General features: G+C 37.1%; 16 protein-coding genes. 11 read left to right on the top strand and 5 right to left on the bottom strand.

The genetic code is table 11. The features are described from left to right. The first annotated feature begins 67 nt into the window (after window positions 1–67). The 5 genes from QF004_RS04405 to purF all read left to right on the top strand — a co-directional run bounded on the left by QF004_RS04405 (window position 68) and on the right by purF (window position 7,927). The gene (locus tag QF004_RS04405) at window positions 68–3,757 is read left to right on the top strand and encodes a phosphoribosylformylglycinamidine synthase (protein ID WP_307423182.1); all 3,690 of its coding nucleotides are present in this window, start codon (window positions 68–70) and stop codon (window positions 3,755–3,757) included. A gap of 358 nt (window positions 3,758–4,115) precedes the next feature. After that, entirely contained in the window at window positions 4,116–4,721 is a 606-nt protein-coding gene (locus tag QF004_RS04400; RefSeq protein WP_133440814.1) for a SatD family protein, read from the top strand. Further along, window positions 4,722–5,423, top strand: a complete 702-nt coding sequence (locus QF004_RS04395) for a DUF3307 domain-containing protein (RefSeq protein WP_133440813.1) — start codon at window positions 4,722–4,724, stop codon at window positions 5,421–5,423. 214 nt (window positions 5,424–5,637) lie between these two features. Then, the gene (purC, locus tag QF004_RS04390) at window positions 5,638–6,357 is read left to right on the top strand and encodes a phosphoribosylaminoimidazolesuccinocarboxamide synthase (protein WP_133440812.1); all 720 of its coding nucleotides are present in this window, start codon (window positions 5,638–5,640) and stop codon (window positions 6,355–6,357) included. A gap of 79 nt (window positions 6,358–6,436) precedes the next feature. Continuing rightward, the gene (gene purF / locus QF004_RS04385; protein WP_307423173.1) at window positions 6,437–7,927 is read left to right on the top strand and encodes an amidophosphoribosyltransferase; all 1,491 of its coding nucleotides are present in this window, start codon (window positions 6,437–6,439) and stop codon (window positions 7,925–7,927) included. A gap of 57 nt (window positions 7,928–7,984) precedes the next feature. Here the strand turns inward: purF and QF004_RS04380 are convergent, their stop codons facing one another. Then, on the bottom strand, window positions 7,985–8,590 hold the full coding sequence (locus tag QF004_RS04380; protein WP_133440810.1) for a porin family protein: 606 nt from the start codon (window positions 8,588–8,590) through the stop codon (window positions 7,985–7,987). 295 nt (window positions 8,591–8,885) lie between these two features. Further along, window positions 8,886–9,926 carry a 3-dehydroquinate synthase gene (gene aroB / locus QF004_RS04375; protein WP_307423170.1) on the bottom strand — a complete coding sequence of 347 codons (1,041 nt, stop codon included), beginning with the start codon at window positions 9,924–9,926 and terminating at the stop codon, window positions 8,886–8,888. Window positions 9,927–10,016: 90 nt separating this feature from the next. On the opposite strand from aroB, the gene QF004_RS04370 reads away from it, so the two are divergent. The 6 genes from QF004_RS04370 (at window position 10,017) to QF004_RS04345 (ending at window position 19,273) form a co-directional block, all read left to right on the top strand. Then, on the top strand, window positions 10,017–11,186 hold the full coding sequence (locus QF004_RS04370; RefSeq protein WP_307423602.1) for a proline dehydrogenase family protein: 1,170 nt from the start codon (window positions 10,017–10,019) through the stop codon (window positions 11,184–11,186). Window positions 11,187–11,464: 278 nt separating this feature from the next. Then, entirely contained in the window at window positions 11,465–13,918 is a 2,454-nt protein-coding gene (gene priA / locus QF004_RS04365) for a primosomal protein N' (RefSeq protein WP_307423600.1), read from the top strand. Between the two features lie 152 nt (window positions 13,919–14,070). Beyond that, the gene (dacB, locus tag QF004_RS04360; protein WP_307423167.1) at window positions 14,071–15,522 is read left to right on the top strand and encodes a D-alanyl-D-alanine carboxypeptidase/D-alanyl-D-alanine-endopeptidase; all 1,452 of its coding nucleotides are present in this window, start codon (window positions 14,071–14,073) and stop codon (window positions 15,520–15,522) included. Between the two features lie 80 nt (window positions 15,523–15,602). Continuing rightward, the gene (locus QF004_RS04355) at window positions 15,603–17,534 is read left to right on the top strand and encodes a M1 family aminopeptidase (RefSeq protein ID WP_307423166.1); all 1,932 of its coding nucleotides are present in this window, start codon (window positions 15,603–15,605) and stop codon (window positions 17,532–17,534) included. Window positions 17,535–17,631: 97 nt separating this feature from the next. Next, window positions 17,632–18,825: a glycine C-acetyltransferase gene (gene kbl, locus QF004_RS04350; protein WP_307423163.1), complete on the top strand. Its 1,194-nt coding sequence runs from the start codon at window positions 17,632–17,634 to the stop codon at window positions 18,823–18,825. 4 nt (window positions 18,826–18,829) lie between these two features. Further along, the gene (locus QF004_RS04345) at window positions 18,830–19,273 is read left to right on the top strand and encodes a hypothetical protein (protein WP_307423159.1); all 444 of its coding nucleotides are present in this window, start codon (window positions 18,830–18,832) and stop codon (window positions 19,271–19,273) included. A gap of 102 nt (window positions 19,274–19,375) precedes the next feature. Here the strand turns inward: QF004_RS04345 and QF004_RS04340 are convergent, their stop codons facing one another. The 3 genes from QF004_RS04340 to QF004_RS04330 all read right to left on the bottom strand — a co-directional run bounded on the left by QF004_RS04340 (window position 19,376) and on the right by QF004_RS04330 (window position 21,648). Then, window positions 19,376–19,579 carry a type II toxin-antitoxin system RelE/ParE family toxin gene (locus QF004_RS04340; protein ID WP_307423157.1) on the bottom strand — a complete coding sequence of 68 codons (204 nt, stop codon included), beginning with the start codon at window positions 19,577–19,579 and terminating at the stop codon, window positions 19,376–19,378. An 84-nt stretch (window positions 19,580–19,663) separates the two neighbouring features. Next, window positions 19,664–19,900, bottom strand: a complete 237-nt coding sequence (locus tag QF004_RS04335) for an addiction module protein (protein ID WP_133440803.1) — start codon at window positions 19,898–19,900, stop codon at window positions 19,664–19,666. A 251-nt stretch (window positions 19,901–20,151) separates the two neighbouring features. Beyond that, complete coding sequence (locus QF004_RS04330) at window positions 20,152–21,648, bottom strand: TSUP family transporter (RefSeq protein ID WP_307423153.1); 1,497 nt, start codon at window positions 21,646–21,648, stop codon at window positions 20,152–20,154. Between the last annotated feature and the right edge of the window lie 23 nt (window positions 21,649–21,671).

The raw sequence follows: 21,671 nt of genomic DNA, 5'->3' as shown, positions 1-21,671 counted from the left end.
AATTGAAATTGACAAAGTCCCATCGGGACGATTTAATAAAGGATAGGATGTAATCCTGTTATAAAAAATGAAAAAAAGAATCTTCGTAGAAAAAAAAGGAATTTTTGATGTTGAAAGTCCACAGGTTTTTAATGAAATCAAAAATATCGTACCGACCATTAAAGATGTTAAAGTCTATAATGTGTACGATGTTTTCGGTGTTAATGACAATGAATTCTCGAAAGTCATCAACAGTACTTTTGTAGATCCCGTGACCGATATTTTGCATGAAGTGAATCCTGCGGAAAGCCTTCATTTCGCCACCGAATTTTTGCCCGGTCAATATGACCAGCGTGCAGATTCGGCACAACAGTGTATTGCTTTACTCACTGAAAATGAAAATGGAAAAGTAAGAAGCGGGAAACTCATCGAATTGTTTGGGGTTGCTGAATCAGATGTTGAAACCATTAAAAATCATTTCATTAATAAAGTTGAATCGCAGGTTAAGGATTTGTCGAAATTCGAAATTCCGGCAGAAGAAACGCCGGATCCTGTTATTGTTCATGAAGGTTTCAATGATTTTTCTGCAGAAGAATTAAAAGAATTTTATGACCATCACGGTTTTGCTTTAGATATTGACGATTTAGAATTTATTCAAACTTATTTTAAATCAGAAAACAGGAATCCTACTGAAACGGAACTTAAAGTTCTGGATACGTATTGGAGTGACCATTGCCGGCATACCACTTTCGAAACAGAACTGACTGATATTCAGTTTAATGATTCTTTTGAATCGACTTTGCAGACTATTTTTAATGATTATATTGAGAAAAGAAAATTCTTAGGCAGGGAATTGAAACCTATTTCACTAATGGATTTGGCTACGGTTTGCGCCAGGTATTTCCACAAAACCGGGAAACTGGAGAATCTGGTAGTTTCCGATGAAATAAATGCCTGTACCATTGAAATCGAAGCCGAATTCGACGGAAAAAAAGAGCCATGGTATTTGCTGTTTAAAAATGAAACACATAATCATCCGACCGAAATTGAACCTTTTGGTGGTGCTTCAACCTGTTTAGGTGGCGCAATCCGTGATCCTTTGTCTGGGCGTGCTTTCGTTTATCAGGCGATGCGTTTATCCGGAGCGGCCAATGTTTTAGAACCGATTTCTGAAACTTTAGCAGGGAAACTTCCGCAAAGAACGATTACGAAACAGGCTGCGAACGGTTATTCTTCTTACGGAAACCAAATTGGTTTAGCCACAACCTCGGTGAATGAAATTTACCACGACGGTTACAAAGCAAAACGGATGGAAGTTGGTTTCGTCGTCGGTGCCGTGAAAAAAGATTGGGTCAAAAGAGAACAGCCTCAAAATGGAAATCTCGTGATTTTATTAGGTGGCGCAACCGGTAGAGACGGAGTTGGCGGTGCAAGCGGAAGTTCAAAAGTTCAGGACGAAACCTCAATTCATACTTTATCCACTGAAGTTCAGAAAGGAAACGCGGTTGAAGAACGTAAAATTCAGAGACTTTTCAGAAATCCTGAAGTCACGACTTTAATTAAAAAATCAAACGATTTTGGTGCTGGCGGAGTTTCGGTTGCGATTGGTGAAATTGCTGATTCACTGGAAATTAACCTCGATATTCTCCCTTTAAAATATGAAGGTTTAAATGGAACTGAACTCGCGATTTCTGAATCTCAGGAAAGAATGGCGGTCGTTATTGAAGCAAAAGACAAAGAAAGATTCATCAGTTTCTGTGAAAAGGAAAATATAAAAGCCGTAGAAGTTGCGAAAGTAACCGATTCCGGCAGAATGCAGATGTTCTGGCAGGGAAATAAAATTGTTGATTTAAGCCGCGAATTTTTAGATACCAATGGTTGTGCGAAAACACAGGATGCTGAAGTGTCGCATCTTCAACCGATTGAAAATGAGAGGATAGAATTTAACGAAGAAAACTTTTTGAAGATTCTTTCCGGCAAAAATGTTGCTTCCCAAAAAGGTTTGGCAGAAATGTTCGATGCTTCAGTTGGCGGGACGACGGTTGCGATGCCCTTTGGCGGAAAACACCAGTTGACTGAAATGGAAGGAAGTGTACAGACTTTACCGATTTTAAACGCTAAAAACATCGAAACCGTCTCATTGGCAAGTTGGGGATTCGATGCCGATATATCATCTCAGAACTCCCTGGTTGGCGCTGCAAATGCTGTCGTTGAAAGTGTTGCCAAGATCGTCGCCATGGGTGGAGATTACAAAAATATCCGTTTGAGTTTTCAGGAGTATTTTGAAAAGCTCGGAAACAATCCAGAGAAGTGGGGGAAACCTTTGGCTTCTTTGCTTGGCGCGTACGATGCGCAGATGAATTTCGAACTGGCTGCGATTGGAGGTAAAGATTCCATGAGTGGAAGTTTCCAGGATATTCACGTTCCTCCGACCTTGATTTCTTTTGCCTGTGCGAACGGAGAAAAGGCAACTATCATTTCACCTGAGTTTAAAAAAGCGGGAAATAAACTGTATTTATTCCAACATATTTCGCAAGAAAATGGAATGCCGAATTATGGAGATTTGAAACGTATTTTTGATTTCATATTTGAAAATATCAAGGCCAAAAAGATTGTTTCAGTGAAGACCATTAAAGAAGGTGGAGTTGCGGTTGCGTTGGCAAAAATGAGTTTTGGAAATCAACTTGGAGCAGAAATTAAAGCAGATGAAAATTTGCTTTTAACCAAGAATATCGGAAGTTTAATTATAGAAAGTTCGGAGGTTTTAGAAAGTGATTTACTTCAAGTTATCGGTGAAGTTAATTGTTCTGATAGTTTGAAAATCAGTAGTTTTAACTTCAATATCAAAAAATTACTTGAAGTATGGAAAGGAACTTTTGAAGAACTTTTTCCAACAACGGAAAAAAATAAAACGGTGGTTGAAATTGATTCAGAACTGAATTCTATTCAGCCAAGAACGATTCATATCCTCAAACATCAATTGGCAAAACCGAAAGTTTTTGCACCGATTTTTCCGGGAACGAATTGCGAATATGAAACTCAAAATGCCTTTAGAAAAGAAGGTGCTGAAGTTTCAGGTTTGCCGTTAATCAATCTGAATCATCAGCTTTTAAATGAAAGTTTAGAGGCATGGATTTCTGAAATTAACCGGTCTCAGATTTTGGTTTTATCCGGAGGTTTTTCAGCCGGCGATGAACCAGATGGCTCTGCAAAATTCATTGTCAATGTTTTGAAAAATGAGAAAATGAAAAACGCAGTTCATCAATTATTGGAGAGAGACGGAATGATTCTCGGAATCTGTAACGGTTTCCAGGCATTGGTGAAATCAGGTTTGTTGCCTTACGGTGAGATTCGGGATTTAGATGCAGATTCGCCGACTTTAGCACATAACGCAATTGGTCGTCATATTTCTCAAATGATCGATGTGAAAGTGATCAATGATGATTCTCCATGGTTAAAAGGAATGAAAGATCAGGTATTTACGATTCCGATTTCGCACGGTGAAGGTCGGTTTATGGCATCGGAAAATGTCATTAAAGAATTATACGAAAACGGTCAGATTGCTACACAATACATTGATTTTGATGGAAACATTGCCCACGGAATGCCGTTTAACCCAAATAATTCACTGTTCGGAATTGAAGGTTTAACTTCTAAGTCCGGGAAAATATTCGGAAGAATGGGACATCCGGAGCGTTTTTCTGAAGGTTTGATGAAAAATATTCCAACTGCGAATTATCATAATATTTTTAAAAATGGAGTTGAATACTTTAAATAGTTTTCTGAAAATGTAAGTTTTTAACCGCAAAAGGCAAAAGAGAAATCAAAAAATGGATTCTCAAAATAATGCGAAAAGTAAAAAATGTAATCCATAAGCATTTTGCATTCTTTTGAATTGGTTTTTAAAATGAAACTTTTGCATCTTTTGCGGTTAAAAAAAATTGAGCAGGGTTTGAAATAGCTTCAACTATTATTATTATTATTTAAGAAAAGCAGTTTTTAATTATAAGTCATTTTGCTTATATTGAATACATATTAGTGAATTAGCTTATATTCTGAACTCAGTTTTAACAAAACATTATAAGGTGTTTGCCTTATAATTTGAATTTATAAGGAATAATGCTTATATTTGAATCATGATTGCAATTATTACCGGTGATATTATTAATTCTCAAAAGTCCGATTCTGAGTTGTGGCTCCCAAAACTGAAGGAGTTGTTGGAATCATGGTCAGCGGCGCCTGAGAACTGGGAAATATACCGGGGTGATGAATTTCAGTTAAAATGCAGCGTTGATGAAGTATTTCGCAAGGCGTTACTGTTAAAGTCGCTTATCAGAACTTTTGAAAATTTAGATGTGCGTCTGGCAATCGGCATCGGAAACGAAGTATTTCGGTCTGAAAAAATTACAGAATCAAACGGTTCGGCTTATGTGAATTCGGGAAGATTACTCACTGAAATAAAATCTCAGGGAAAAACACTGTCGATACAAACCGAAAATGACAAAGTAAACCGCGATTTAAATATTCTTTTCAAATGGGCTTCCCTCGATTTTGACAGTTGGACTGCAGCAACTGCGGAGATTATTCATCAGCTTCTCCGAAATTCAGAGTTGACTCAGGAAGAGCTCGCAAGAGAATTAAATATCACGCAGTCATCAGTAAGTCAAAGGGTTAAAAGAGCTAATTTCGAATTATTACAGGAAACCGATCAATTCTTCAGAAAGAAAATATCAGAATTATAAATGATTTTCATTCCTCTCATATTGGCCCATTTATTAGGAGATTTTATTCTTCAGCCTAATTTTTGGGTGGCCGATAAAGAGAAAAAAAAGGGTAGAAGTTTTTATTTATATATCCATGTTTTATTGCATGCAGTTCTCGCCCTGATTTTTTTATGGGATTTGAATCTTTGGTGGATTGCTGTAATGATTGGCGTTACCCATTTTTTGATCGATTGGGCAAAACTGCAGTTTCAAAATGCGAAGACCAAAAGAACCTGGTTTTTTATCGATCAGGCTGCCCATCTCTCAGTCATCGGAATACTGTCGGTTTTTTATTTTCCTTATTTCAGATGGGAAGATTTCTTCAACCACGAAACTTTAAAATTGCTTACCGCCTTGGTTTTTCTCACTGTTCCATCTTCGATATTGATTAAAATAATCATATCAATTTGGACGCCGGTTACCATAGAACACAGCAAATTACAAACAGAATCTCTGGTCAATGCCGGAAAATATATTGGTATTCTCGAGCGGCTTTTGGTCTTCGTATTCATTTTGGTCAATCATTGGGAAGGCGTAGGTTTTATGATCGCCGCAAAGTCGGTTTTCAGGTTCAGTGATTTGGCCGAAGCAAAACAGAGAAAACTCACAGAGTATGTATTAATAGGGACTTTGCTGAGTTTTGGCATCGCAGTTCTTACGGGAATTTTGATAAAAATTTAAAATAAAAAGTATATTAATTAGGTGGTTTTTAACCGCAAAAGAAACAAAAGATTTCAAGGTTATAAGTTGTTCAAAAGCGGACAAAATATAAGTTTAACATTTTGCAATCTTTTGTAATTTTTTTTCAAACATCTCTTTTGTGGCTTTTGCGGTAATAAAAGAAGGGTTTTGTTCAAGACTAAAAAGTAAAAAATAAATCAATAAAAAGTAAAAAATGACAAAAGGAGCAATGCTTTATGAAGGAAAGGCAAAGCAGGTTTTCGAAACCGATAATCCAAACGAGGTGATTGTCCGTTTCAAAGATGATGCAACCGCTTTCAATGCACAGAAAAAAGGGAGTGTGGACTTAAAAGGTGAAATGAACAACGCGATTACCACGTTGATTTTCGATTATTTAAACCACAAAGGAATTCCGACTCACTTTATTAAAAAATTAGACGAGAGAGAACAGCTCGTAAAGAAAGTACACATCATTCCCCTGGAAATGGTGGTTCGCAATTACTCTGCCGGAAGTATGGCACAGAGATTAGGCGTGGAAGAAGGAATTAAATCCCCAGTGACCATTTTCGATATCTGTTATAAAAGAGATGATCTTGGAGATCCTTTAATAAACGACCATCACGCGGTTTTTCTCGGTGCTGCGACTTACGATGAACTCGATGAAATGTATGAACTGTCGTCAGATATTAATGATATTCTGATTGAACTTTTTGATCAAATGAACATCATACTGGTAGATTTCAAAATTGAACTGGGAAAAGATTCCCATGGCAAAATAATTTTAGCCGACGAAATCTCACCGGATACCTGCAGGCTTTGGGATAAAGATACGATGAAGAAACTCGACAAAGACCGTTTCAGACGTGATTTGGGAGAAGTAACCGAAGCGTATGTGGAGATCTATGAAAGATTAAAAAAAGTATTAAACAAATAAAAATCATTGAAACACGAAGTCGTGTTTTATTAATAAATCCAGCTTCCTCTTCTTCGGAGAGGGTTGGGGTGAGGATAAAATGAAAGATTTACAACAATACAGAGAGGATTATTTAAATCAGTTTAAGGAAAATACGTACGGCAGAAATCTGCTCAAATCAGATGAGCCGTTTGACGCACCTGCTGAGGAATGCGGTATTTTCGGATTGTATTCCGACCATAATGTCGATACCTTTTCGCTTTCGCAGTTTGGTCTTTTTGCTTTGCAGCATCGTGGTCAGGAAGCGTGCGGCATTTCGGTGATGAAAAGCGGAAGAATTTTCAATATTAAAGATGAAGGACTGGTTTTAGATGTATTTAAAGAAATCCGCGAACCGGAAACCTTCATGGGCAATTCAGCCATCGGACATACACGGTATACGACGGCTGGCGACAAAAAGAAATATAATTTCCAGCCATTTTTTGCCAAGAACGAATATGATCAAATTATTCTTTCGATTGCACACAACGGAAATTTAACCAATGCTGCGGAATTAAAAAGAGAACTGGAAGCAGAAGGAGTTGTATTCAGGGCCACCTCAGACTCTGAAGTTATTCTGAGATTAATTCAGAAACACCTGGATTTAGGCCTGCGTGCAGCCATCAAAACCACCATGGAAAAAATTGAAGGAGCATATTCCGTCGTCGGAATGACCAGAAATAAATTCTTTGCATTCCGTGATTTTCATGGAATCCGCCCGTTGGTTTTAGGAGCGATTGATGAGAAAACGTATGTTGTCGCTTCCGAATCCGTAGCTTTAGATGCGGTGGGTGCGCAATATGTTAGGGATATTTTGCCTGGAGAAATTATTTATACCAATGAAAATGAAACCGGTTTACAAAGTTTTATGGTTAAAGAAAACTGTGAAAAAAGAACCTGCGCTTTCGAATATATTTATTTTGCCAGACCGGATTCCATCATGGAGGGCCTTAATGTGCACGAAATAAGAGAAAAATCAGGGAAGAAAATTTGGGAGCAGGCGCCTGTAGAAGCAGATATCGTCATCGGAGTTCCGGATTCGGGAGTTCCTGCGGCCATTGGTTTTTCAATCGCTTCCGGTATACCGTTCCGTCCGGTTTTGATTAAGAACAGATACATCGGTAGAAGTTTTATCGTGCCGACTCAGGAAATGCGTGAGCGGATTGTCAACCTGAAACTCAATCCTATTATTTCTGAAATTAAAGGAAAAAGGGTAGTCATCATCGATGATTCAATTGTTCGCGGTACGACTTCCAAGCGGTTGGTAAAAATTCTGAAAGATGCGGGTGTAAGGGAAATTCACTTCCGCAGTGTTTCGCCGCCGATTATTGCACCGTGCTATCTAGGAATCGATACGCCAACAAAAGACGATCTGATTTCGGCCAATATGAGTGTAGAAGAATTACGGAAATATCTAGGAGTTGATTCCCTGGAATTTTTGAGCATGGCTAATCTCAAAGATATCCTCGGCAGTTCAGACCATTGTTTTGGTTGCTTCACTGAAAAATATCCCGTTCCGGTAGGGCCAAATCCAGATTTTAAAGATGAATAAAAAAAAGGTTGGGAATTATTTCTCAACCTTTCTTAATAATATGTATAAAATGTGTTCTTAGAATTTATAAGCCAAACCTACTTGGAATACGTTGTTTCTAACTGCGCTTGACCCACTAGGTCTTTCTTTTGCAATATCTGTTACACCAGCGACATATCTTGCAGTTAAACCTACATTCGGAGTGAAGTAGTAACCTGCACCAAGACCTACACCGAAGTTAAATGCATTCAAATCATCTTTGTAGTTTGCAGATTCTCCAATAGTGGTGTTGGCTGATTCGTTTGTGAATTTGTTTTTAGCACTTACCAACAAACCGAATTCCGGACCTGCCTCTAAATAAAACGAAGGTGTTGCATTGTACTGGAACATTACCGGTAAAGTAACATAATCTAAATGTTTTGATCTGGCGTATGTAGTTCCTGAAATGGTTTGATTGTATTTTTCACCCATTTGTGAATACAAAAGCTCTGGCTGAATACTGAAGTTTTCTGCTAAAGGAGCGTTCATGAATACCCCTGCATTGAATCCAATTTTAGAACCTTGATCGCTTAAACCTTCTTCAGTAGAAAGTGATGATACGTTCATGCCTGCTTTAATACCAAACTGTTGTGCGAATGTCAATGAACTTATTGCAATTGCTGCACTTAATACTAACTTTTTCATAATGTTAAATTTTTCTGATTAATTTTACGTTTTTGATAATAGGATTTTATTTTGTTCAAAAAATTAATGTTTTAATTTCTAAAATAAGTAAATCCTGATTATCATTACATTTTAAATTTTGTTTTACGAGTCAGTACTTTCAAATGGTGTGCCAAAATCAGAATGAATTTATATAAATTAAACGATGGTTTAAATCGTATTTGTCGTAAGTGATTGTTGATTAACAGTTTAAAATTAAAATAAAAGATCCCCAATCTCATTGAGATTAGGGATATTATTTAGTAAAATTTAGGATTTATTCTAATTTTTGATAATAAATTAACGCCTTTTTTATGTTTTCATTAGGAATGGAACAATCAAAAGTTGCATTTCCAATTCTTTTAATTAAAGAAAAATTAATATTTCCGAAAGAATTCTTTTTGTCATTTCTCATTAAATTTACTATTTCTTCCAATGAAAATTCAGTGATATCCAAATGAGGAAAAAATTTCCGAATGTTGGAAATAATGTCATTCGCGGTTTCCTCTGCAATTAAATCTTGAAGCACTGAAATTCTCGTTTCGCAGATCATGCCCATTGCCACGGCCTCACCATGCATGATGGGTTTTCCTTTTAAGAGAAATAAACTTTCAACCGCATGACCTATGGTATGACCGAAATTCAGCGTTTTCCGGATGTTTTGTTCCCTGAAATCCTGTTCCACTACATTCTGCTTAATATTCATCGACCTTTCAATGAAAGGAAATATATTTTCTGCCGTTAGATCTTTAATCGAAATTAAATCTTTCCAATGATTTTGATCTGCAATCAATCCATGTTTCAGCATTTCGGCAAAACCGCTTCTCAGTTGCTCAAAAGGTAAGGTGTTCAGAAATTCCGGAAAGACAAAAATATGTTCCGGATGAGCGAACGTTCCGATAATATTTTTCAGGAACTGATGGTCAATTCCTGTTTTTCCACCAATTGAAGCATCGCACATTCCTAAAAGCGTCGTCGGAATATTGATGAAGGGAATTCCTCTTTTGTAAGTTGAGGCGATAAATCCACCCATATCGGTGATTACGCCGCCGCCCAAATTGATCATCAATGCTTTCCGGTCGGTTTCAAATTCGGTCAAGATTTCCCAAAGCTGGGCTGCCGTTTCCAACGTTTTCAGTTCTTCACCCGCTTCGATTTCAATGATTTCAAAAGGAATTTCGGTTTCCAGATTGCCAAGAAGCGTTGGGAGACAATATTCGTGGGTATTTTCATCCACTAAAATTAAAAGTTGAGTAGGTTGTAAGATAGTGAGAAAATCGTTGAGTTGCGAGAAATCGTGATCTAAAATTGAAATCATTGATACTGAAATTTATCACAAAATTAAACTTTAATTTAGTTTTATCAATCCATTCAGTATTATTAAATTTGCTCTAATTTAAAAAATATGATGAGCGTTTTCAACAATACCCAAATTGCGTTTGCAGACAAAACAGATTCTCAGCTGAAAAAAGCGTATTGGATGTTCAAGGCTATTGAACAACCGGTAATTACGAATATTGGAATTTCTGCGCTGAATTTTACAGTCAAGAATAATTTCCCTTTCGTAACCGATATTGTGAAGCAGACTTTGTTCGAGCAGTTTTGTGGTGGCGAAACCCACGAAGAGAGTATGAAAGTAGTGAAGCAGATGTTTAAGCATCATGTGGGAAGTATTTTCGATTATGCCATTGAAGGAAAAGCAGAAGAAAAAGTTTTTGATGATACGTGTACCGAAATCAAGCAGAACATCAAATTTGCTGAAGGAAACCCAGCGATTCCGTTCGTGGTTTTTAAACCAACAGGTTTTGGCCGCATTGAAATTTACGAAGAAGTAGGGAAAAAAGTAGAATTAACGACTTCACAAAAAGAAGAGTGGGCGAGAGTCGTCAAAAGATATGACGAAGTCTGTCAAATGGCTTTTGACAGAAATGTAATATTGATGATCGATGCCGAAGAAACCTGGATGCAGGATGCTACCGACGCTTTGGTGAATGAAATGATGGAAAAATTCAATAAAGAAAAAGCCATTATCTGGAATACCGTTCAAATGTACCGAACCGGAAGATTAGAATATCTGGCCAAAGATTTGGAAAGAGCCAAAGAGAAAAATTATTTCCTGGGGTACAAATTTGTACGCGGCGCTTATATGGAGAAAGAAAGAGCACGAGCCGCAGCCATGAAATATCCTGATCCGATTCAGCCAACAAAACAGGCTTCTGACGAAAATTATAATGCAGCGGTCGATTTTGTTTTAAATAATCTGAATAAAGTTTCTGCGTTTTTCGGAACGCACAACGAGAAATCAACAGAACTCGTGATGGATAAAATGAAAGCGATGGGCTTGCCTCACGATCATCCACAGATATATTTCGGACAGTTGTACGGAATGAGTGATAATATTACGTATTATTTAGGAGCAGAAAAATACAATGTCTGTAAGTATCTTCCGTATGGTCCCGTAAAAGATGTGGTTCCATATTTAACGAGAAGAGCGCAGGAAAATACTTCCGTTGCCGGACAAACAGGTAGAGAATTAGGTTTGATCCAAAAAGAATTGGACCGAAGAAAAGGCAAATAAATCCATAGTTCCGTAGGAACGACCGATAATCCAGCGTCGTAACTTATTCCGATGCAGCTGAAAAAACATTCGTTCCGATGCAACCAAAAAAAAACGTTGGAATCCGCGCCGACGCAACCGATAAAAGGATTGGAACCTATTCCGATCCTTTTTTATTAAATAAAGTCCATTGGTTTTAGCCGAAATTTATTTCTAAATTTGTCCATTGAATTGTAGAAAATCGTCACATTATCAAATCAACAAATCATCACATCACCAAATCAACACCTCACCAAATCATCACACCAACTTTTGCCCAAGTCATCCTTCCCTTAAATCTAAAAGGAACTTTTACTTACAAAGTTCCCGATGAACTCGTATCTTCCATTCAGATTGGAATGCGGGTTTTGGTTGCTTTTGGCGGAAAAAAAATCTACACCGGAATTGTTTTTGATCTTCATGATCAAGAACCCGAAACATTTGTACCAAAAGAAATTATCAATATTTTAGATGATTCCCCGATTTTACCGAAAGAACAAATCCGGTTTTGGGATTGGCTATCAGGTTATTACCTCTGTAATCTTGGCGAAATTTACCGTTTTTCATTTCCGGGTTCTTTAAAATTGGAAAGTGAAACCTATCTGAAATTAAAACCGAATGTCACCGTTGATTTCGAGAATTTAGATGTGAATGAAATGTATCTTATTCAGGCTTTGGAAGTTCGGCAACTCATAAATTTGACGGAAATTGAAGCTTTTATTCCCAAAAGGGATATTGTAAAAACCATTAAATCATTAATCGATTTACAGTATATCGAAATCGATGAGAAAATTGCGGAAAAATATAAAGCCAAAGAAGTTGCTTATTTAAAGATTAATGAAGAAACAGTAAAAAATGCAAATCTTCCCGAAATACTTTTATCACTGAAACGGTCCGGTAAACAACAGGAATTATTTCTTTTAATTTTAGAAAAACAAACAGAACATCCTGAAAAACTCATTAAAAAATCGGAAGTTTTCCATGAAGGAAACTTTGCCCACGCTCAATTAAAATCGTTGATTGAAAAAGATTTAGTTCAGGAATATTACTTGCAGAAAGACCGTCTGGAAAGTTATGAAGGCGAAACCGAAGATTTAGAAAAACTGAGTGATATTCAACTTCAGGCAAAATCTGAAATTGATGAAGCCTTTGAACAGGGAAAAAATGTTTTGCTTCATGGCGTTACTTCTTCCGGGAAAACCCACGTTTATTTAGAAAAAATTGAAGAAACGGTGGAGGATGGGAAAAACGTTTTATTTCTGCTTCCCGAGATTTCTCTGACCAAACAGATTGTTCAGCGTTTAGAGAAAAAATATGGAAGGCAGTTGGGGTATTACCATCAGAAACTGACCGATTTCGAAAAGGTAGAGGTATGGCGCAGAATTAAAAATAATGATATTAAAATCCTTATCGGAACGAGGAATGCTCTGTTTTTGCCTTATCACAATTTAGGATTAATTGTGGTGGATGAAGAACATGATTCGAGTTATAAACCACGGGAAATTTCTCCGTTTTTTAATGCAAAAGATGCTGCTCAGGTTTTAGCGAAATTTTACAGTGCCAACGTAATATTAGGTTCTGCGACGCCATCTGTAGAATCGTATTACGCCGCAAAAAAAGAAAAACTGACTTATATTTATTTAGGCGAACGTTTTGGGAATGTGAAAATTCCGGAATTTGAACTGATTAATTTTAAAGAAGCGCAGGATACTAAAAAATTAGTCGGAAGTTTTTCTCTTCATTTAATTGATGAAATAAGAAAAGAACTCGATCATAAAAAGCAAACCATGATTCTCCACAATCGCCGTGGTTACGCCAATGTGGTGGAATGTGAAACCTGTGGTTATGTAAATTACTGTTCAAATTGTGATGTCGTGATGACCTATCACAAATATAATAATGAAATGAAATGTCATTATTGCGGGCAAAAAGCGGCGAAACCGAAAGCCTGTCCGAAATGCCATTCTGAGAAATTGAATGTAAGAGGAGTTGGGGTAGAACAGATTCACGAAGAAGTTTCGAAAATTTTTCCCGACGCAGAAGTTGATCGGATGGATGTGGATTCCATGCGCAAAAAATTTGCTTATGAGAAATTATACGAAAAAATAGAAGAAGGCGAAACGGATATTATTGTCGGTACGCAGGTGATTTCCAAAGGGTTAGATTTTGAGAATATTGAACTGGTCGCAATCCCAAAAGCAGACTCCTTATTATATGTACAGGATTTTCGCGCAGAAGAAAGGGCATTTCAGCTGATCACTCAGGTTTCGGGAAGAGCAGGCCGGCTTTCAGGAAACGGTAAGGTTTTAATTCAAACCTATAATCCGCAACATTCGATTTTTCAGTTATTAAAAGAGCACGATTCGCCCAATATTTATAAACATTTGTTGACGGAGCGAAAGAAGTTTCTGTATCCGCCTTTCGTCAAATTAATTATGATTGAACTGAAGCACCGCCGTGAAGATAAGGTCAATCGTGCTTCTCAGTTTTTAGGATCAATTCTCAGGAAATATTTACCGGAAGAATGCATTCTGGGTCCTGAAAAATCACCCATTGGAAAACTGAATTTAATGTATCAATACCAACTTTTACTAAAATTACCGCGCGGTAAAAAATATGCGGAGTATAAAGATTTGGTCAGCAAAAGTTTGGCGGAGTTTGATGAGATTTCCGCTTACCATTCTATAAAAAAGGTGATTTTTGTTGACTTTTAACAAAGTTTAACAGTAGTTACCACCTTTTTAGTACCGTTAAATCACTGTGCTTCAACAATATTTTATACTTTTGAACGTTAAAGAAATGTTTTGCGGCAGAATCGTATTCTTTCATGCAAAAGCATTCATAGATAATCAAATAATAAAATTAAATGATTAACATCAAAAAAATTCTGGTTTCTTCTGCAATCGCAGTTTCTGCATTTGCATTTGGGCAGGGAACCTTCGCTTCTACCAATTATCCTCAATCTTACGACAGTCAAAATTCGAATATTTCTAAAGAGTCCGCTGAAAAACTTCTCAGCGCAAAAGAACTCGTAGATATCAAGCTGAATTCGATGATGAATGATCCTGTTTTGCGAAACGCAAACTGGGGTTTTGTAGTGTATGATCCCAAAACAAAGAAAATTATCAGTTCTTATAATGAGAACGCTTCTCTGATTCCTGCTTCTACTACTAAATTGCTGACCACAGAAACGGCGATGAATCTTTTGGGTGAAAACTTCAGGTGGATCACTCAGCTGGAATATTCCGGTGAAATCGAAGACGGAGTTCTTAAAGGGAATTTGTACATCGTAGGAAGCGGCGATCCTTCGCTGGGAACCAATAAAGCGGGCGCTAGTTCCTATAGTCAGATTATTTCTGAATTTATTTCGGCTGCCAGAGAAAAAGGAATTAAGAAAATCGATGGCGATATTATCATTCAGACCGGTGTTTTTAAATTAAATAAATCCCAGTCATTACCGGAAAATATTGTTTGGCTTGAAAACGGAAATTATTATTTACCCGTTGGAACAACCCACGAAATAAATCCCCAAAATGAAAAACTGATTGCCAAAAAATCAAATCCTTTTTCAGAAAACAAAAACTATTATTATATCTCACCATACATCGGTCAAATGGTGTATGCCGATAAATTTGATGGCGGCTATCTGACGACCAAATTACCGGATGCTCCGGCTTATCTGGCGAACAGCCTGCGTGCAGCCATGCTGAAAAGTGGCTTGTCGGTGGCGGGAAAAGTGGTCACAAAAAGTACAGATCCAAATCCTGAGAAACGGGAAGTAATCACTTCTTATCAATCGCCAACTTTAGCAGAAATCATCATGTATACCAATCAGCACAGCGATAATGCATTGGCAGAAGCAACGTTGAGAATGGTGGGTTTTCAGAAACTGGGTGACCAGACTTTGGAAGCGGGAAGAATGGTGGTGAATAACCACTTAAAATCAGTCGGTTTCGAAACGGATGGTTTAAATTACTTCGATGGAAGCGGACTTTCAAGAGCAAATGTGGTAACTCCAATTTCTCAGGTGAAATTTTTAGCGAATTTGATGAACGAAAAATATTACAAAACCTTCCAGGAAACCTTGCCAATCGGCGGACAGACGGGAACTTTGAAAAGAATGTTCAACACTACCGGAAACGGACAGATCTTTGCCAAAACAGGCACTTTAAATAAAGTAAAAACCTTAGCCGGATATATGAAAACAAATTCCGGTAAAACACTGGTGTTTTCACTGCTCATTAATAATTATGGAGGTTCTGTAGATCAGGTTAAAAGTAAAATGGAGCAAATCCTGGAGCCGACTTTGAATCTCTGATTGTTTATTTGACTAAAATAGCAGCCTTTCAATAATTATTGAAAGGTTTTTTTTACCTTTATCGGTAAATAATTTAATCAATGAAACAGATTTATATGATTGCGTTAATGTTATGTTTTGCACACCTTTTTGCGCAAAACGAAGAGGCAGAAAGAAAAAGCATGATCCGAAATGAAACGCAGCGCTATTCGAAAATGATTAATTACAACGTGAACCCAAACACTTTGAATTATGATTTGAAATATCAAAGACTGGATTTGGATCTTGATCCTGCTCAATATTTTATAAGTGGAACGGTGACCAGTCATTTTGTTCCCAATCAAAACATTACCAGTATTTATTTCGATTTTTCTAATGTGTTGACGGTTTCTGAAGTGAAATACCACGGTACTAACTTGGCCTTTACTCAATTGCCAACGAAGGAAGTAAAAATCGATTTTCCAGCCGCACTCAGCTCGGCTACTTTAGATTCTTTATCGATTAAATATTCCGGCACTCCAGATACTATTGGAAGTGCTGGTGATGCTTTTACAATTTCTACGCAATCTGGAACTCCGGTGCTCTACACGCTTTCTGAGCCTTACGGCGCACAGGAATGGTTTCCCACTAAGCAGAGTATGAATGATAAAATAGAGAAAGTTGATATCAGAATTACAACTCCGGCGCAATATAATGTCGCTTCGAATGGTAAATTGTTTTCCGAAACAATGGTAGCCGGTAATAAAAAACTAACTTTCTGGCAAACGAATTATCCGATTCCGGCGTATTTAGTTGCTTTGGGAATTACGAATTATACCAAGATAAATGATACGATGGGAATACCGCCTTTCCCGTTTGTGAATTACGTTTATCCTTCTACAGCGAATAATAACACCGCAATGGCCAATATCAACTGGACCAAAAATATCATGAATACGTTCGAAGAATTTTTTGGACCTTATCCTTACAGGAATGAGAAATACGGGCACATGCAATTCGGCTGGGGAGGCGGAATGGAGCATTCTACCATGTCGTCAATGGGATCTTTCGGCAAGGGAATTATCGCTCATGAATTAGCCCACCAATGGTTTGGTGATAAAGTAACTTGCGGCGCCTGGAACGATATCTGGCTTAATGAAGGTTTTGCGACTTACGGTGAACATCTCGCCAACGAAAAATTATTAATGACTAACACTGAATTTATGAATTATTTGCAGTCGCAAATGGATTATATTACCCAGTCATCAGGCGGAAGTGTTTATGTTGCTGACGGTAATTTAGGAAATACCAACGCAGTTTTTGACAGTCGGTTGAGTTATTCAAAAGGCGGATATGTTTTAAGAATGATGAAGTGGATTCTAGGTGATTCCGCTTTTTATCAAGCTTTAAAAGAGTATCATTCCCGTCCAAATCTCGCCTATAATTATGTGAGAACAGATGATTTAAAGAATTCATTATTACAATCTACCGGAAAAGATTTTTCCGAATTTTTCAACGACTGGATTTACGGCCAGGGATATCCTTCCTATCAAATAAAATGGAATCAAACTGCGGATAAAATCATTCGTTTTAAAGTGGGCCAGACGCAAAGTCATTCGTCTGTCAGTTTCTTTGAAATGCCTTTGCCAATTAAAGTGACCGGAACTGGTGGGGAAATTGCTTATTTGGTTTTAAATAACGATTCAAATAATCAAAGTTTTGCAGAAGCGCTTACTTTCAATGTCGCTTCAGTACAATTTAATTATGAAAATCAGATTATTACCAAAGGTTCCACAGTAACAAAAGATACTTCGATTCTTTCCATAAATGATACGGCCAAAAATGAAATCAGAATTTATCCAAATCCGGTGAAAGACCAACTTTCAGTAGCGGGAATTACCAAAGATGAATCGTATGAAATTTTCAGCCTCGATGGGAAATGGGTGAAATCAGGAATACTTAGTTCAAAAAAATCAATTGGTGTAAACGCCCTTCCGAAAGGTGTTTATCTTTTAAAAATTGCTGAAAAGAATTTGAAATTTATTAAAGAATAATCAAGGTCCATTTAACTTTATGTTATTAATAACAAAATGATAAAAGCACTCGCAGGAGGGCTTTTTTTCGTATTTTAGCATTTCAAAATAATTAAATATGATTTCTAAAAATTATCTGGAAAATTTACAGAACGAACTTCAAAATATTAAAAATGACGGCTTGTTTAAAACCGAAAGGATCATAACCTCACAGCAATCTGCGGTGATTGAAGCCAACGGGAAAACACTCCTGAATTTCTGTGCCAATAACTATTTGGGATTGTCAAACAATAAAGAAGTGATGAAAGCTTCCCAGGATATGATCGAAAGTCACGGCTACGGAATGTCTTCGGTGCGTTTCATCTGTGGAACTCAGGATATTCATAAAGAATTGGAAGCAAAGATTTCAGCGTTTTTGGGATTGGAGGATACCATTTTATATGCAGCGTGTTTTGATGCCAACGGCGGCGTTTTCGAACCTTTGTTTACCGATCAGGATGCCATTATTTCTGATGAACTGAATCACGCTTCAATTATAGATGGCGTTCGACTTTGTAAAGCAGCGAGATACCGTTACAAAAATAACAATATGGCCGATTTGGAAGAGCAGTTAATCGAGGCTTCCAAAAAGAATCACCGTTTCAAAATCATCGTGACCGATGGTGTTTTCTCAATGGACGGAATTGTGGCCGATTTAAAAGGAGTATGTGATTTGGCAGATAAATACGATGCTTTGGTAATGGTTGACGATTCACACGCCACCGGATTCATCGGTAAAACTGGACGTGGAACGCACGAAGCCAATGAAGTGATGGGAAGAGTTGACATCATTACTTCAACTTTAGGAAAAGCTTTAGGCGGCGCGCTTGGAGGATTTACTTCCGGTAAAAAAGAAATTATCGATATGCTGAGACAGCGTTCAAGACCTTATTTGTTCTCAAATTCTTTGGCTCCGGGAATCGTTGGTGCTGCGATTAAAGTTTTGGATATGATTTCCGACGACACTTCGTTGAGAGATCAGGTAATGGAAAATGCCGAATATTTCAGAAAAGAAATGAAAGCCAAAGGTTTTGATATTCCCAACGGTGATGCGGCGATTGTCCCGGTGATGCTGTACGATGCCCCTTTGGCCCAAAAAATGGCCGAAAAATTAATGGATGAAGGAATTTATGTCATCGGATTTTTCTATCCCGTGGTACCAAAAGGAAAAGCGAGAATCCGTGTGCAACTTTCTGCTTCCCATACCAGAGAACACTTAGACAAAGCGATTGCAGCCTTTGAAAAGGTAGGAAAAGATTTGGGAGTGATCTGATGCTATGAAAATCAATTATTTTCTTTTATTAATTACGATTTCTCTGGTATCCTGTGTTCCGGGTAAAATTAATCAATATATAAAGGAAGCTAAGATTCAGAAAAGAAATGGCAAATGGGTAGAAACCAATTCTACCGAACAGGGAGATTTTGTTTCAAAAGGAAAATACAGAAAGGGAGACAAGGTTGGTATCTGGCGTACTTTTATTGATGATAAAATAGATCAGAAGGAGGTTTACCGCAAAGATAAAATTAAGACACAATTTTTTTATCCAAACGGAAAAATCAAGATCAAAGGACAATCTACTACCGAAGTTGCCGATAATTTTATACACTGGTACTATCATGGCGACTGGAAATACTATAATGAAAAAGGAAAATTGATTTACATTAAAAAGTATGATAAAGGAAATAAAACCGACAGCATTGCATTGACTAAAATAAAATGATAAATACAGCGGGCGGGCTTAGCCCGCTTTTTTCTTGCTGCCTAAAGTCTTTTTTTAGAGGCGGAGGCAGAATGTTATTGGAAAATTCAGGCGGTAGACTTTTTATTTTACACGCTTTTCAGCTGTTTTTGGATTTTGTTTCGTGGGTAAAATTGCGTGGATATAAATTGTATTTTCTTCAATGGTGTAATAAATTCCGTAAGAAAATTTCTTTGTAAAAATGATTCTTATTTCGTGATATCTTTTCTGATAATGTTCCGGGTTTTGCTGTATTTTCTCTAAGCTTTCATCGATTTTATCAAGCAATTTTTCGGTAAATTTCCGCCTTCTGCTTTATACCAATCAAGTGCTTTTTTTATATCATTCTGGGCTTTTGGCTTTATAATCAGATCATATTCCATATTCTTTTTTCAGTTCCTGTTTTACTTTTTCCCAAGGTTTTCCCGAAGTTGGATTTTCGTGGTGTTCTTTCAGGCGTTCATCCAAAATTTCTTTGTATTCTGCACTCAATACGTGTTCTTCAACTTCTTCCATAGTAATAATTGCGTGAAAAATACGGAGTATTCTTTCGTCTGCATGATCGATAAATTCGTGGATTTTTTTTCGGATATCTATTGTAGTGTCCATTACTTTAATCATATTTATTATGTTCAAAGTTATAAAATATTTAGTTTAGGTTTCTCTTTGGGAAAGTTATTTATTTTATCGGATGGAACTGATAAATTGATTTTTGCAATGTGTCAATTCTTGTTTTTTGGTGTTTTCCCAGTGGTATCTGCGTGTATTCTACAAAATAAGATTTGCGCCCTGGTCTGATTTCAGTTTGATAACGCGTTGTGTGACGGGCACTAAATAATGAATGTCTTCCGAAGTAATATTTAAAAAAGTGATTTTACAATCGAAATTAAACTCAAAACAATAATAAGAATCCCAATCACCACGAACATTTTTTTAATGGGAATTCTGCTCGTTAACAAAGCAGCAAATGGCGCGGTAACAATTCCGCCAATCAATAGTCCGAGTACAATATTCCAATGCTGAATTCCGATGGTCACTACGAAAGTGATTGCACTGGTAATCGTCAGAATAAATTTCGATAGGGTAGAACTTCCAATCACATATCTTGGAGTTCGTCCGTCTTTTAGTAAACTTCCCGTAACCATTGGTCCCCAACCACCGCCCGTAAAAGAATCGATAAATCCACCGGTCAATCCTAAAATGCTGATATTTCGACCGGATTTTTGAGTGCTTTTTTTGTTTTTTTTGAAGGCATTTCGCAAGATATTAATTCCAAGATATAAAGTATAGCAGGAAATCAACGGTTTTACAATGTGGGCATAATGTTCCCCAAAATAAGTGAGCGATAACGCTCCAATAATTGCCCCGATAATTGCCGGAATAGCCAATGCTTTTACCAGTTTCATGTTTACGTTTTTCAATCGGTAATGACTGATGCTTCCCGCGGCTGAGGTAAATGTTTCGGCAGAGTGAATACTCGCACTGATGATCGGTGGCGCAATATTGAGCATCAAAAGAATCGTGGTACAGATAATCCCATAACCCATTCCGGTACTTCCTACCACCAATTCTGCTACAAAACCGACCGCCAGCATTTTATAGAAAATATGGTTGTCGCGATTCAGGAATTCATTGATGTCCGGAAACAATTGGAATTCGACAAGAATATAAGACAAAACTCCAATTAAAACCATCACGCCGATGATTCCCAGATAAATATTGGCACGGCGCCGAACCGCTTTCGTTATTTTTTCTAAATTTTCAAATTCAGAATCAGCAAGAGGATGTTTTTGTTTTTGATCCAGATATTCCGCGGTAATATTGTCAAGTGTTTGCAGTTCTTCTTCGCGGTTCATTAAAGGGTGCTTGTGGGCGAATTTCAGTTTACCGATAAACTCTTCGATATCGGAAGGAATGCTGTGTTCGATAATTTTATTGATTCTTTTTTGAACTTCCGGCGAATAATCATTTGAAGAAATTCCGAGTTTTATGTTCTCCTTTTTAATAACGGAAACCAACGAAAAATCACTGATTTTTGGTTTGCCGATGACATCAATTAAAATGTTTTTATTTTGAGAAAGATGAATAAGTTGTTCTTCGTATTCGTGATCTTCGGTCGAAATTATTAATAATCCAAAGTTCTCTAAATCCTCTTCTTTAATTTTTTGATAAAAAAGTTTGATATTGGATTTTTCCGCCGAAAATCTGATGATTTCCTCTGACATTTCTTCATCATAAATTTTGATTTTACAATGAGCAGCATTTCGGCAAATCTGCTTTACTGCCCGAAAAATTAAATCGTCGTGTCCCACCAATAACACCGGAATCCGTTCCAGATTCAGAAACAGAGGATGCATATTATTGGGTTGAACTTCGCTCA

It is taken from the genome of Chryseobacterium sp. MDT2-18, assembly GCF_030815285.1.
GTDB classification, from domain to species: Bacteria; Bacteroidota; Bacteroidia; order Flavobacteriales; family Weeksellaceae; genus Kaistella; species Kaistella salivictor.
Note: the sequence above shows the minus strand (reverse complement) of the source record. Positions and strands in the feature narration are given on the sequence as shown.